The sequence below is a fragment of the Leisingera sp. ANG49 genome (assembly GCF_059694505.1).
The window spans coordinates 38,973-52,847 of sequence record NZ_JCATZN010000011.1 but is presented as its reverse complement, the minus strand read 5'-3'; the positions used below and the strand labels follow the sequence as shown (position 1 = coordinate 52,847).

The following is a 13,875-nucleotide window of genomic DNA, read 5'->3' as shown; positions in this document are numbered from 1 at the left end:
CCGGCCTGGCGGGGAGGGAGCGAAGCGCCCGCTCGTTTTGCCGTAGGCAAACCTCTGGTTTGACGGGGGGCGGGACGGGCGCTGCCCGGCCTATCAGCCGGGCGGTACTTTGCCTTGATCGCAGCTCCCCATGCTGACCGCGCATCTGCCGTCGGGCTATGTGCTGGGGCGGCTGGGGCCTGAGGGGCGCTGGCTGATGCCCGCCGCGCTTATTGGCGCGGTGCTGCCGGATGCCGACATGCTGTGGTTTCATTTTGTGGATCACGGCAGCATTCACCATCACCGCTACTGGGTGCATGTGCCTGCCTTCTGGGCGGCAATTTCGGCTCTAACCCTGCCGGTTGCAGCTGTTTTTGCCAGATCCCTGCTGGCGCCCGCGGCGATGTTCTTTGCTGCGCTTCTGCTGCATATGGTGCTGGACAGCATCGGCGGCGGCATCCTGTGGGGCGCGCCGTTTTCGGATCATCTTCATGCGCTGGTGGAGGTGCCAGCCACCCAGTCCCATTGGGTGCTGTCCTTCCTGCTGCATTGGACCTTCCTGCTGGAGCTGGGCATCTGGGGATGGGCCTTGTATCTGTGGCGCAAAGGGAGGCGCATATGATCCTTGTTTTCGGCAAGACGGGCCAGCTGGCCCGCGAACTGGCGGCGTATGAGAACGTCACCTGCCTGGGCCGCGAGCAGGCGGATCTGAGCCATCCGGCGGCCTGCGCCGCCGCGATCCGGCAGGCCGCGCCGCAGGCGGTGATCAACGCCGCCGCCTATACCGCGGTCGACAAGGCCGAGAGCGAAGAGGCGCTGGCCAATGTGATCAACGGCGCCGCGCCCGGCGCAATGGCGGCGGCCTGCGCGGACATGGGCATTCCCTTTGTCACCGTCTCCACCGATTACGTCTTTGACGGCAGCGGCGAAGCCCCCTGGCAGCCCGGCGATGCCACCGCGCCCGTGAACGCCTATGGCCGCTCCAAGCAGGCAGGCGAGGAGGCGGTGCGCGCCGCGGGCGGCGCTTTTGCGATCCTGCGCACCTCCTGGGTGATCTCGGCCCACGGGACCAACTTCGTGAAAACCATGCTGCGCCTGGGCAAGGAACGCGACCGGCTCACCATCGTCGCCGACCAGACCGGGGCGCCGACGCCGGCGCGGGACATTGCCGCCGCCTGCCTGGAGATCGCGCGGCAGCTGGCGGAGGACCCGGAAAAATCCGGCACCTATCATTTTGCCGGCCAGCCCCAGACCATCTGGGCGGATTTCGCGCGCGGGATCTTTGCCCGGGCCGGCGTTGATTGCGCAGTCGAGGACATCCCCACCTCCGCCTATCCCACCCCGGCGGCGCGGCCCTTGAACTCGCGTCTCGACTGCACGTCTCTGGAGACGGTTTTTGGCATTCCGCAGCCGGACTGGCGGCTGGGATTGAAGGATATTCTGAAGGATTTGGGAGAGCTCTCATGACAGCACGCAAAGGCATCATCCTGGCAGGCGGCTCCGGCACCCGGCTCTATCCGATCACCATGGCGGTGTCGAAACAGCTCTTGCCCCTCTATGACAAGCCGATGATCTACTACCCGCTCAGCGTCCTGATGCTGGCGGGCATCCGCGAGATCTGCGTGATCACCACGCCGCAGGACCAGGAGCAGTTCATCCGCCTCTTGGGCGACGGCAGCCAGTGGGGGATTGAACTCACTTACGTGGTGCAGCCCTCGCCCGATGGCCTCGCGCAGGCCTTCATCCTGGCCGAGGCGTTCCTGGCGGGCAGCCCCTCGGCGCTGGTCTTGGGCGACAATATCTTCTTTGGCCACGGGCTGCCGAAACTGCTGGCCGCCGCAGACGGGCAAGCCTCGGGCGGCACCGTCTTCGGCTATCACGTGGCCGATCCGGAACGTTACGGCGTGGTGGCGTTTGACGCCGATGGCAAGGCCCGCGAGATCATCGAGAAGCCGCCGGTGCCGCCGTCGAACTATGCGGTGACCGGGCTGTATTTCCTCGACGGCTCGGCGCCGCAGCGGGCGCGGATGGTGACGCCAAGCCCCCGCGGCGAGCTGGAGATCACCGACCTCTTGCAAAGCTACCTGAACGAAGGGGCCTTGCGGGTCGAGACCATGGGCCGCGGCTACGCCTGGCTTGATACCGGCACCCATGGCTCGCTGCTGGATGCGGGCAATTTCGTGCGCACCCTGCAGGAGCGCCAGGGGCTGCAGACCGGCTGCCCGGAGGAAATCGCCTATGAACAGGGCTGGATTGATGAGGCAGGGCTGAAGGCGCGGGCGGAGAAATTCGCCAAGAACGCCTATGGCGCCTATCTGGAAGGGCTGCTGAAGTAGCGGGCCTTTCAGGCCGGCGCCGGGTCAAGGGAGGCGTCAGCCTCCACGCATCTGCGCGGCTTGCCCTTGAGGCGGCGCCGGCCGCCGATACCATGGACAAGGCGTCTTCAGGTGCAGACCGGCACCTGAAGCGCTTCTGAGCAAGAAAACAGCGCTGCGCCAGCGGGGCTTATTCGATCACGCCGGCCCGGCTGAAGACACCGAAGAAGTTGCCGAAGATGTTGGAGACGGTCAGCACGTCGTTGACCGGTGATTCGGTGGCCATCACCAGGTCGCCCGGGTTGATCTGGAACTGGCGCGCCGAAAACAGCCCGTCCGCCGAGGTAAGATCAAGCGAGAACACCACCCGCTGCTGGCGCGGTCCGCGCACGCCGGGCGCAATCGCCGAGGCCGGGTATTCGCGCAGGATCAGCAGGCCCTTGGGATCGGCCTTGCCGTCCTGGAAGCCGCCCGCGACGGACATCGCGTCCATCGCCGACATCTCGTCCTTGGAGAAGATGTGCAGGTCCTCCTCGCCGGTGGCGCCGAAGGAGAGGAAATAGCGCTCGTCCTCCTCGACAAACACCCGGTCGCCGCCGCGCAGGAGGGTGTCGAGGCGGGGGTTGTTCAGCAGGGTGTCGACCGAGGTGCCATAGATGCTCTGGCCGCGCACCAGCCGGATCTGCGGGTTGTTGAGGCTGGCGCTGATGCCGCCGCCCGCCGAGATCAGCCCCATCACCGTGTAGTTGCGGTCGGGCATCGGGTAGGTGCCGGGCTGGGCAACGCCGGAGACCAGGTCCACCGAGTTGTTGCGCCCCTCGGCCATCGCCAGCTGCACCTGGGCCGACGGCACCACCGGCTCCAGCGCCTCCTGCAACCTGGCCCGGGCCAGGTCCGGAGTCAGCCCGTTGACGTTCACATCGCCCACATAGGGCATGAAGATGGTGCCGTTGGCGGCCACCTTCATGTCCTGCAGCTGCACCATCTTCTGTTCCGCCGCGGTCAGCAGCGAGTTGTCGTTGCTGTCCCAGATGCTGAGCGACAGGAGGTCGCCGGGCTGGATGATCTGGGTCTTGGCGCCCTGGTGGCCGTGCAGCCAGCCTAAGCGCTCCTGTTTGCCGGTCGGCGGCCAGGCTGCCACCGCCGGCAGCAGCGCCCGGTTCACCTTGTAGAGCGCGAAATTGGCATCCGCCTCGCCCGATTCCTTCAGGATCTCCTCGCTGGCGGGGGCGCCGCCGGGCAGGCGGGAGCAGGCTGCGGGCAGAAGGCAGAGGCCGGCAGCGGCCAGCCAGGGAAGAAGTTTCAGCATCGGGAGCCTGCCCTTGAAGCGCTCGGGGCCCCGCCGCGGCATCTGCCGGGGGAACCGCTTTGATTTTTGTCCGCGCAAAGGATACTGGGCTGGGCCAGAGGGTTCAACAGGAACGGGCAGCAGGGATGGCGAAACACGCCGTATTGGTTCTGGGCGCAACAGGGCGCATCGGGCGGCTGCTGCAGCTGTGCCCGCCCGAAGGCCTGGCGCTGCGGCTGCAGGCGCGCCGGGCACCGCCCCGGAACAGCACCGGAGACTGGCGCATTTTCGAGCCGCTGGCGGAGCCGGCGGCGCTGGCGCGCGCCGCAACAGGCGCGGCTGCGGTTCTCTGCCTGGCGGGGCCGGTGCCCGGACGCGGCGCCGGGGAAATGGCGGATCATATCCATCTGGGCGAAGCGGCGGTGCGCGCGGGCGCGGCGGCGGGTGCGCGGGTGCTGCTGGCCTCCTCGGCGGCGGTCTATGGCGCCGGATCCGGCTTGCTGGCCGAGGGTGCCCCGCTGCGTCCCGCCAGCGCCTATGGCACCGCCAAGGCAGAGATGGAGGCCCGCGGCGCGGCGCTGGGGGCAGAACTGGGGGTGCCGGTCTGCTCCCTGCGGATCGGCAATATCGCCGGCTTTGATGCGATCCTTGGCGGCTGGCGGCCGGGCTTCACCCTGGACCGGTTCGCAGATGGCGCCACCCCGCGGCGCAGCTACATCGGGGTGCGCAGCCTGGCGCAGGTGCTGGGCGCGTTGCTGCAGGCGCCGGAGCTGCCGCCCGCGCTGAATGCCGCGCAGCCCGGCACGGTGGAAATGGCGGCGCTGCTGCAGGCGGCGGGCCGGCCCTTTGCCACCCGCCCGGCGCCGCCCGCGGCGATCCCCGAGGTGGCGCTGGATGTGGCCCGCCTGCAGGCGCTGCTGCCCGCGCCGCTGGCCGCGGCGGATGCGGGCGCCATGGCGGCAGAATGGGCCGCATTAGAGCCGCAATTGCACGAGGAGCAGAGCCGCCGATGACCTGGCGCAAACGGATTTTCGACCTTTTCTTTGCCAGCCTGCTGATCGTGGTGCTGGGCCCCATCCTGCTGCTCCTGCTGCTGTGGCTCCTGTGGAAGGAGGGGCGGCCGCTGTTCTATGTGGCGGAGCGGATGAAGGGGGTGAATCAGCCTTTCAGCTTATGGAAGCTCCGGACGATGACGGTGGTGGAGACGGACACCGGTGTGTCCGGCGGCGACAAGTCGGCCCGCATCACCCGCACCGGCGCCTGGCTGCGCGGCAAGCGGCTGGATGAGTTCCCGCAGCTGTGGAACATCCTGAGGGGCGACATCTCCTTTGTCGGGCCGCGCCCGCCGCTCAGGCAGTATGTCGAGGCGCATCCGGAGATCTATGCGCAAGTGCTGAAATCACGCCCCGGCGTCACCGGGCTTGCCTCGATCACCTATCATAAGCATGAAGCGGCGCTGCTGGCGCGCTGCGGAAGCGCGCAGGAGACGGATGCGGTCTATTCCCGGCTTTGCGTGCCGATGAAGGCGCGGCTGGACCTGATCTACCAGCGCCATCAGAGCATGTGCTTTGATTTCGATATCGTGTTCCAGACCATTGGCAATATATTCCGCCGGGGGTAGACACGGTTTTAATGATTCCCGCATAGCCTGCGCCGTCCGGCTGGGGCAGGCTGTCCGGGCGGGCCGGCGCCGTCCGGCGGGTTTCCGCCGCCGGCCGTTTTGCGGAATAGGGGAAGCCGGCTATGATAGAAACTGTGTTTTATGGGCCGCGCAGTGGATTTCAGCGCATCGGGGCCGTGTTTGATTCACTTTTTTCTGCTATCCCGCAGCCGGGCGCTGCCGGACCAGGCAAACGGAAATACAGCAGGGCAGGAATGCAGGCACTCAAGGGCAAACAGGCATGTACAACCTGATCAGCGCGCTGTCGCGCAAGCAGAAATCCTACGTCTTCCTGGCTGTGGATCTGGGGCTGTTGCCGCTGGCGCTGCTGTTCACCCTTGAGGTGCAGCCGCTGCCCGGTCCGGCGCTGGCCACCCTGGGACAGCTCCTGCCGGTGCTGCCCTATGTGATGGCCGCCGCCGCCGCGCTGATCCTGTGGCTGGGGCTGCCTTATGTGCAGCTCAACGCCTATGAGCGCCACGCCGCGGCGCAAAGCGCGCTCCTGGCGGGCGGCACCGCGCTGGTGCTGGCGGCGCTCACCGCCGCCTTCGGGCCGCCGCTGGGCCCGGGCACCCATGTGGTGTTTGCAATCTGCTATTTCCTGTCCATGGTGGCCACCCGCGCCGCAATGCTGCAGCTGGTGCTGATGATCTACCGCCGCGCCAAGCCGCGCTGCCGGGTGCTGATCTACGGCGCCGGCACCACCGGCACCCAGCTGGCGCAGGCGCTGAAGGCGCATGACGGCATCGATCCGGTGGCCTTTGCCGATGACAATTCCTCGCTGCAGGGGCTGACCCTGGTCGGCCTGCCGGTCTATGCGCCGGCCCGGATTGCCGAGATCGTGCAGGCGCGCCAGATCCGCCGGGTGCTGCTGGCGATGCCGTCGCAGAGCCAGCCGCGCCAGGCGCAGATCACCCAGCGGCTGCAGAAACTGGGGCTGGAAGTGCAGGCGCTGCCCTCCTTCGCCCAGCTCATTGGCGAGGAGGCGCTGGTCGACAAGCTGACGCCGGTGGCGCCGCAGGCCTTCCTGGGCCGCGCCGCGCGCGACGTGCCGCTGCAGGAAGCGGCCGGCTCCTACCAGGGCAAGGCGGTGCTGGTCTCCGGCGCCGGCGGCTCGATCGGCTCGGAGCTGTGCCGCCAGGTGCTGGCCTGCCGCCCGTCGAAACTGGTGCTGTTCGAGCTTTCGGAACTGGCGCTTTACACCGTGCATCAGGAACTGGGGCCGCTGGCCGCCGATGCGGGCATCGAGCTGGTGCCGGTCTTGGGCTCGGTCACCGATCCGCGCCAGGTGCGGATGGTGCTCAATGCCCATGAGGTGCAGGTGGTGCTGCATGCGGCGGCCTATAAACACGTGCCGCTGGTCGAGGCGAACCCGCTGCCGGGACTCGCCAACAACGTGTTCGGCACCCAGACCCTGGCCCGCGCCGCGGCGCGCGCGGGCGTCGAGCGCTTCATCCTGATTTCCTCCGACAAGGCGGTGAACCCGGCCAATGTGATGGGCGCCTCCAAGCGGATGGCAGAGCTGGTGGTGCAGGATCTGGCCACCCGCTTCGGTAGCGGCACCGTGTTCACCATGGTGCGCTTCGGCAATGTGCTGGGATCAAGCGGCTCGGTGGTGCCGCTGTTCCAGGAGCAGATCAGCCGCGGCGGCCCGGTCACCGTGACCGACGCACGCGTGAAACGCTTCTTTATGACCATCAGCGAGGCGGTGCAGCTGGTCTTGCAGGCGGGCGACATGGCCAAGGGCGGCGAGGTCTTCGTGCTCGACATGGGCGAACCGGTGCCGATCCTGCAGCTGGCCCGCCAGGTGATCGAAAGCGCCGGCCACACGGTGCGCGATGCGGAGCACCCGGAGGGCGATATCGCCATCGAGATCATCGGCCTGCGCCCCGGCGAGAAGATGGAGGAAGAGCTTACCTTAAGCGAGGAGCTGATCCATACCCGCCATCAGAAGATCTTCTGCGCCCGCGAGACGGTGCTGTCGGAGATCGAGGTGGCCGGCTTCCTGCGCAGCCTGCGCCAGGCGGTGGCTGCGGGCGACGAGGCGGCGGCGCTGCAGGTGGTGCGGCACTGGGTCGAGGGCTATTGCCAGCCGCCGGCCGCGGAGCGCAAGAGCTCCTGATCCGCCCGCCGGCGGCAGGCCGGGTCAGGCCCGGGGTGCGGCCCGGGCGCAGCAACGGCCGCAAAACCGCGGCCCCCGGCGCCGGCGGCAATTGATCCGCCGCCGCACCCATGGTCTAAGCGGGCAACAGACAACAGGCCGGGACAGCGGAGACCGGCGGCAGGCAGTTCCATGAGGCAGGTTTCCCCGTGACCCCGATCAAGACCCTTCTGCACAGCACCGGAGCTTTGGTGCCGGCCGCGGCGGCGCTGCTGTGCCTCAGCGCCGCGCCGGGGCAGGCGGAGGTGCCGGAGATCACCCGTGACGATCCGCAGGCGGCCCCGGGGACCGAGGCCGCGGCGCCGCGGCTGAAGCCGCTGCCGCCGCCCAGCCTCAACTTCTACGGCAGCCCCGGCATCATCGACATGCCAAGCGCCGAAATGCTGCCCGACGGCCAGTATGCGGTCACCTATTCCTGGTTCGCCGGCACCTCGCGCTACAACATCACCTTCCAGGCGCTGCCCTGGCTGTCGGCCTCCTTCCGCTACAACGGCATCCAGACCAACGGCGCACAGATTGCCGGCTTTGACACCTATTACGACCGCGGCTTCGACGTGCGCGCCCGGCTCTGGCGCGAGCGGCGCTGGCTGCCCGAGGTCACCATGGGGCTGCAGGATTTTGCCGGCACCGGCATTTATGCGGCGGAATATTTCGTCGCCACCAAGAGGTTCGAGGCCGCCGCCCTGGGCTGGGGCCGCGGGCCGGGGCGGCTGAAGGTCTCGGCCGGGCTTGGCTGGGGGCGGCTCGGCAGCCACGGCGCCATCGGCTCCATCGGCAGCCGCCCGTCCTTCGTGGCCGGCGACACCGGCGGCGAGCTGGCCACCGACCAGTGGTTCCGCGGCGATGTGGCGCCCTTTGCCGGCTTTGAATGGCAGCCTGATGAGCGCTGGAGCCTGAAGGCGGAATATTCCACCGATGCCTATGAGCTGGAAACCGGGGCGCCCGATGTCTTCGAGCGCAAATCCTCGCTGAACTACGGGGTGGAATACCAGTATTCCGACCGGGTGCGGCTGGGGGCCTATTACCTCTACGGCTCCGAGATCGGCGTCACCGCGCAGATCCAGCTCAATCCGAAACACCCGCCCACCCCGATGGCGGTGCCGGCGCCGCACCCCGTCATCCCGCGCAGCCAATGGGCGACGGAAGACGCGCACTGGCGCCAGGACTGGGCCGCCAGCGCGCCCAAGTCCCGCAAGATCCGCGACCTGGCCGCCGAGGCGCTGAAGGCGGACGGGCTGGTGCTGGAGGCGATCACCCTGACCGGCACCACCGCCGAGCTGCGCTACCGCAACAACCGCTACCGCTCGCAGAGCCAGGCGGCGGGCCGCGCCGCCCGCGCCCTGGCCCAGACGCTGCCGCCCTCGGTGGAGACCTTCCGGCTGGTGCCGGTGCGCCGCGGCATCGGGCTCTCGGCAATCGAGGTCCGCCGCTCCGACCTGGAAGCGCTGGAGTTCGACCCGGAAGCATCCGACGCGCTGATGGCCGCCGCCGGGGTGCAGGATGCCGGGCAGCTGCCCGCGGATGCACTGTTCTCGGCCGAGCTGTACCCGGCCTTTGCCACCTCCGTCAGCCCCTATACCCAGCCCGCCTATTTCGACCCCGAAAAGCCGTTCAGGATCGATGCCGGCCTCGATTTCGCCGCCTCCTATGCGCCGGCCCCGGGCTGGCGCATCGCCGGCACCATCCGCCAGCGGCTGGCCGGCAATGTGAAGAACGGCCGCGCCTCCAACTCGGTGCTGCCGCATGTGCGCACCGACCAGAGCGAATACGCCCAATACGGCACCACCCTGGAGAACCTCTATGTGAGCCGCCTGTGGAAGCCGCGCCGCAACCTCTATGCCCGCGCCACCGCAGGCCTGTTCGAGGCGATGTACGGCGGCATCTCCGGCGAGGTGCTGTGGAAGCCGGTGAACAGCCGCGTCGGCTTCGGGCTGGAGGCCAACTATGTGGTGCAGCGCGATTTCGACCAGCGGTTTTCGTTCCGCGATTACAAGACCTTCACCGGTCACGCCTCGGCCTATGCGGAGCTGGGCAAGGGCTATCTGCTGCAGCTCGATGCGGGCCGCTACCTGGCCGGCGATTACGGCGGCACCTTCAGCCTGAACCGGGAGTTCGACAACGGCTTCCTGGTCGGCGCCTTCTTCACCCTGACCGATGTTTCGGCCGAGGATTTCGGCGAGGGCTCGTTTGACAAGGGCTTCCGCTTCCGGATCCCCGTCGACTGGCTGCTGGGCAAGCCGTCACGCTCCGGCTTCGGCCTGACCATCCGCCCGACCCAGCGTGACGGCGGCCAGCGGGTCGGGGTGCCGGACCGGCTTTACGGGCCGGTGCGCGAGGCCCACCGCAAGAGCCTGGAAGACCAGCGCGCGAGGTTCTGGGAATGAGCATGATCCGGATGACCGCGGCCGCCCTGGCCGCCGCGCTGCTGCTGGCGGGCTGCAGCAAGGGCCCGGAAAAGACCCAGGCCGAGCTGGAAGTGGTGCAGGCGGTGGCGGAGCAGTTCAAACGCCGCCGCAACGCGCCGCCGCCGCCGCCCAAGCTGACCCGGGCGCTCCTGGACCGGGAGACCCAGGCCTATATCGAGGTCACCATCGAGAACCGCGAGGTCACGGCCTATCTGACCCGCGCCCTGGCGCGCCGCGACAGCCATCCCGGCGAAATCGAGGTCTGGCGCACCCAGGACAATGTCTCGGTTGCCCTGCGGCAGGGCATGGTGATTGCCACCCGCGGCCTGGGCGGCGGGCTGTTGTCGGCGCAGGTGCCGGCTGCAGACGGCGCTGGCGGGCCGGCGCGCGGCGGCGGCCGGCGTTATACCGTGCGCGCCGAGGGCAACGGCCAGCGGGTGCTGAACCTGGCCTGCAGCCTGCACGACCTGGGCCCGGAGGCAGTGGAAATTGTCGAGATCACCCATCCGGCCCGCCATCTTCAGGAGCGCTGCGAGGGCGCCGGCGGGGCGGTGGTCAACGACTACTGGGTTGATTCCCGCCCCGGGCGCGCCCGGGTCTGGCAATCGCGGCAATGGGCGGGCCCGGAGATCGGATATGTTCGAATCCGCCAGCTGCGGCTGTAACGCCGCGCGGCTTTCCCGCTCCGTCCCCGCGGCTTTCCCGCAACGGGCAGAAAAAATCCGCAATGCAAACGGGATTTCAACAGTTTTGCCGCTATTCCATACGTTGAAATAACAATCCGCCTCCCATAAGGTCGCCTCAACGCACCTGTCACAGTTCTCCAAAGGAGTTTGAAAATGAAAAACCTTCTGACCGCCCTGACCCTGGCAGCCCTGGCCTCGGCAACTGCCGTTTCCGCACAGGAAACCGCACCGGCACCGGCCGGCGCAAACGGCGGCCTTCTCGGCACCGGCCTGAGCGCAGGCGCCGCCGCAGGCGTCGTGGCGGGCCTGGTTTTTGTCGGCATCGTTGCCAACGACGACGATTCCGTCAGCACCACCACCACCACCACCACCAACTGATCTGCCGGCCTGCCGCCGGTCAGGCGGCGCCGCAATCTTTTGGAAACGGGCCTCTCTCTGCAGAGGCCCGTTTTTTTGTCGCCCTCTCAGGCTGGCCGTTATTATTCATAATACGGATTACAGGCGATGATTGTGTGCGGGACTCGCCTTCCAAGCGCGGGGGGCGGCACCCCAAAAATCCTGCCGCCCCCCGCACACGACCACGCCCCCGCCGCGGGAGCTCCTGCGGCGGGGGCGTGGGAATCAGCCGGGACATTGCCCTGCCGGCAGCGGGGGCCGGCTCAGGCGCTGCGGCAGGCCGGCACGCCCATGCGGATGATCTCGCTGCCCTTGATCTTGTGGACACCGGAAATCCGGTTGCGGCCTTCGGCCATGAACCAGCTCTTCAGCGGGGCCGGATAATATTGCGCCATCACCCGGCTGAAATAGTCGAACTTATCCTGCGCCAGGCGGCGGCCACCGCGCGAGGGGCCGTGGAAGCCGAAGGTGGTGGCCGGATCGACGCAGGCGCCCGGCAGCCCGAGGAACATGGTGCAGGTGGAATAGCAGACCTTGCCGCGGATCTCGACCCGGACGCCGTTCTGCTGCAGGTTCTTCAGCTCGATCAGCCGGTCATGCAGATAGCCGCCGCGGTCGCTGCCGACCACATAGGTTTGCTGGGCGGCGGCGGCGGAGGGCTGCAGGACGGCCAGCGCCAGGCCAAGCACGGCCGCGGCTTTAGCAGCGGTGCGGCTGCGGCCCAAGAGGGCGGCTGCCGAAGATGCGATGTTCTGTGCCAGCATGGTCAGGCCTCCAAAGCGTTAACGGGCGTTGGAGACTGATTAAGAAAGCGTTGCGCGCTGACCGGGTTGCGGATGTGGCAAAAATTAGTACATTATCAACACTTTAGCCTTGATGTTAGGCAAATTTTAAGAGTTCGCGCCCGGGCCGCCTGCCGGGTTTTGCCGGCACCGGCCAGGCGGGATCAGAGCAGGCCGAAATCCATGGCGGCGATGGCGGCGGCGGCAATCAGGGCATTGGCCAGCATATGCGCCTGCACCGCGCCGCCGGGGCGGCGGGTCCGCAGATACAGCAGCCCGAAGACGGCCCCGGCCGCAGCCCCCGCCAGCCAGCGGTCGTGCAGCGCGGCAAACAGCAGGCTGCTGGCCGCCAGCCCGGCCAGACGCCGCCAGGCGGGCGCGCCGGGCCCGCCGGCGATGCGCTCCAGCACATAGGCGCGGAAGAACAGTTCCTCGATCACCGGCACCAGGAGCACCGTGCCCAACAGGCGGCAGGCCAGCCAGACCGGATCCGGCGCCGCGGCGGTGCTGCTGCCGCCGCTCTCCGGCGCGGTCCACAGCCACAGCGCCGCCACCGCGCCGCCCGCCAGCCAGTCCAGCGGCCCGGCCCGCCAGCTGAACGCCTTCAGCGCGGGCCAGAACAGCATCAGTCCCAGCAGCATCAGCGCCGCCCGCAGCGGGTAGCCGTCGGACGGGACCTCCCAGAACAGCGGCGTCAGGGTGCCGCTGATCATGAACAGGATGAAGGGCACGATCCTGGCAAACAGCGGATCCGCGGCCAGGGACGGCGCGGATTTGGGAGCTGACACGGCGGAGCTCTTTTGGAAGAAGGCCATATTGTGCGCGACGGCCAGAACCGCAAATGCCAGCAGGGAGAACAGAAGCCAGCCCGCGTAGGAATGAAACCCGTCCACGGCCAGTTCTGGCGAGACAAAGGCGCCGAGCCAGATCAGCATTGAAATGCGGAGGATGTTGAAAACCCAACTGAGGCTGACCGCCAGCGGGAAGAGAACCGCCCAATAGGGCCCCATGCGCAGCGTTGGACGCGTCAAAAGAGCATAAATACCCATAAAAACCGCCATCAGGGCCACACCTTCGACGCCGGAACACCCTGCGGCGACACGGACTGCAAAATCGTTGAGACCGATGATGCGCTCGTTCGGAAGGCTGAAGATCTCCGTTCCGGCCAAAGAGAAGGCAAAGCTCACTGCCTCGAATGTCAGCCGGGTCAAGGCTTGGTTCTCGTCCCAAAGCCAGCCAGTGGCTTCAACCACCAGCGGGAGCAGAAAAAAACCGGCGGCGGCAAGCGGCAAAAAGGCGTCATTGCCAAGAAACCATTGCTTCCAGGCACGCAGGGGCAAGAGCCAGAGTACCGCGCTCAGGAACGCAAGCGCCGCGCCTGCCAGAAACAGCGGGGCCACCCGGCTGAACTGCGCTTCCAGCTCAGGAAGCGGGAACAGCCAAAGCGGCAGCAGCAGCAGCCCCAGCCCCAGCAGGTGCAGCCCGGCCGGAAGGATGCGGCGGGACGGCGCTGTGTCCGCCAAGCCTATGTAGCTCTGCCAAATCCGGGGGCGGAGCATCGCTATCAGAATGACCGCTACGCTCATAAAGAAAACGCTCAGCGGAAGCGTTCGCATACTCCGGCAGAGGGCATATGCAGACACATTGCTGCAGAAGAAGTAACCTTCCTTGTGGGTGAGCAGGCGGAAAACCATTGCCTCTGCCACTGCCACCAGCAAAAAAACAACCAGACGCGCGAATGCTGGCCTGGAGATCAGCCCCTGCCTCACGGTTTCTCCTCTGAATGGGTTTTGAGAACAGCGCGAGGGCCTGTCCCAATTTTATACCGCTTCGGGCTCTGAACATACGCGGCTTGAGCTGTGAAGGCCAAGGAGTTTTACCCGTCGCGGGTTGAGGCCCACAATGTGCCAGCGCGGCGGCGCACCGCCATTCAGCGGTAATCCTCCTGGCAAAGGAGTAACTTCAGCGCTGCTCGGAGCGTTTGCCATGACTGCAGATCCGTTGTTCCGTCCTGGCTGCTGTACACCCTTCAATTTTCCGCCCCGGTGAAGCCGCCGGCCGGGAAGGCAAAAATTCGCTTAACTTATCCTTTGAGTTTCTCCGAACTTCCTCCGTCTGAAAGTTGCGCTTCAGCCCCCCATCTAAACCATATGGTGAAATTTTGACTGCGGCATACTCCTCAGGCTTGTCAGGGGGGCGGTCA

Annotated in this window: 12 protein-coding genes; 9 read left to right on the top strand and 3 right to left on the bottom strand. The window is 67.2% G+C overall.

Annotated features, from left to right (window positions below; genetic code table 11):
- Window positions 1-130 precede the first annotated feature (130 nt).
- From AC58NV_RS21755 to rfbA, 3 genes are read left to right on the top strand one after another with little or no spacing between them, the layout of a single operon-like run.
- A complete protein-coding gene (locus AC58NV_RS21755) occupies window positions 131-601 on the top strand; it encodes a metal-dependent hydrolase (RefSeq protein WP_497229014.1) in 471 nt (156 codons plus the stop codon).
- Entirely contained in the window at window positions 598-1,446 is an 849-nt protein-coding gene (gene rfbD, locus AC58NV_RS21750; RefSeq protein ID WP_497229013.1) for a dTDP-4-dehydrorhamnose reductase, read from the top strand. Before AC58NV_RS21755 ends, rfbD begins: the two co-directional genes overlap by 4 nt.
- Window positions 1,443-2,315, top strand: coding sequence for a glucose-1-phosphate thymidylyltransferase RfbA (gene rfbA / locus AC58NV_RS21745; protein ID WP_497229012.1), 873 nt, complete (start codon window positions 1,443-1,445; stop codon window positions 2,313-2,315). The genes rfbD and rfbA overlap by 4 nt, the downstream gene beginning before the upstream one ends.
- A gap of 169 nt (window positions 2,316-2,484) precedes the next feature.
- On the opposite strand, the gene AC58NV_RS21740 is transcribed toward rfbA, so the two are convergent.
- Window positions 2,485-3,603 carry a polysaccharide biosynthesis/export family protein gene (locus AC58NV_RS21740; RefSeq protein ID WP_497229011.1) on the bottom strand — a complete coding sequence of 373 codons (1,119 nt, stop codon included), beginning with the start codon at window positions 3,601-3,603 and terminating at the stop codon, window positions 2,485-2,487.
- A 125-nt stretch (window positions 3,604-3,728) separates the two neighbouring features.
- Between AC58NV_RS21740 and AC58NV_RS21735 the strand changes: the two genes are divergently transcribed.
- The 6 genes from AC58NV_RS21735 to AC58NV_RS21710 all read left to right on the top strand — a co-directional run bounded on the left by AC58NV_RS21735 (window position 3,729) and on the right by AC58NV_RS21710 (window position 10,872).
- The gene (locus tag AC58NV_RS21735; RefSeq protein ID WP_497229010.1) at window positions 3,729-4,595 is read left to right on the top strand and encodes an NAD-dependent epimerase/dehydratase family protein; all 867 of its coding nucleotides are present in this window, start codon (window positions 3,729-3,731) and stop codon (window positions 4,593-4,595) included.
- Window positions 4,592-5,203, top strand: a complete 612-nt coding sequence (locus AC58NV_RS21730; RefSeq protein WP_497229009.1) for a sugar transferase — start codon at window positions 4,592-4,594, stop codon at window positions 5,201-5,203. Before AC58NV_RS21735 ends, AC58NV_RS21730 begins: the two co-directional genes overlap by 4 nt.
- A gap of 280 nt (window positions 5,204-5,483) precedes the next feature.
- On the top strand, window positions 5,484-7,364 hold the full coding sequence (locus AC58NV_RS21725) for a polysaccharide biosynthesis protein (RefSeq protein WP_497229008.1): 1,881 nt from the start codon (window positions 5,484-5,486) through the stop codon (window positions 7,362-7,364).
- Between the two features lie 188 nt (window positions 7,365-7,552).
- The gene (locus tag AC58NV_RS21720) at window positions 7,553-9,787 is read left to right on the top strand and encodes a YjbH domain-containing protein (RefSeq protein ID WP_497229007.1); all 2,235 of its coding nucleotides are present in this window, start codon (window positions 7,553-7,555) and stop codon (window positions 9,785-9,787) included.
- Between the two features lie 2 nt (window positions 9,788-9,789).
- The gene (locus tag AC58NV_RS21715) at window positions 9,790-10,473 is read left to right on the top strand and encodes a YjbF family lipoprotein (RefSeq protein WP_497229006.1); all 684 of its coding nucleotides are present in this window, start codon (window positions 9,790-9,792) and stop codon (window positions 10,471-10,473) included.
- Window positions 10,474-10,647: 174 nt separating this feature from the next.
- Window positions 10,648-10,872 (top strand): hypothetical protein, encoded by a 225-nt coding sequence (locus AC58NV_RS21710; protein WP_497229005.1) that lies wholly within the window; start codon window positions 10,648-10,650, stop codon window positions 10,870-10,872.
- A gap of 281 nt (window positions 10,873-11,153) precedes the next feature.
- On the opposite strand, the gene AC58NV_RS21705 is transcribed toward AC58NV_RS21710, so the two are convergent.
- A complete protein-coding gene (locus AC58NV_RS21705) occupies window positions 11,154-11,654 on the bottom strand; it encodes a hypothetical protein (RefSeq protein ID WP_497229004.1) in 501 nt (166 codons plus the stop codon).
- 182 nt (window positions 11,655-11,836) lie between these two features.
- Entirely contained in the window at window positions 11,837-13,384 is a 1,548-nt protein-coding gene (gene xrtE, locus AC58NV_RS21700) for an exosortase E/protease, VPEID-CTERM system (RefSeq protein WP_497229028.1), read from the bottom strand.
- Window positions 13,385-13,875 lie beyond the last annotated feature (491 nt).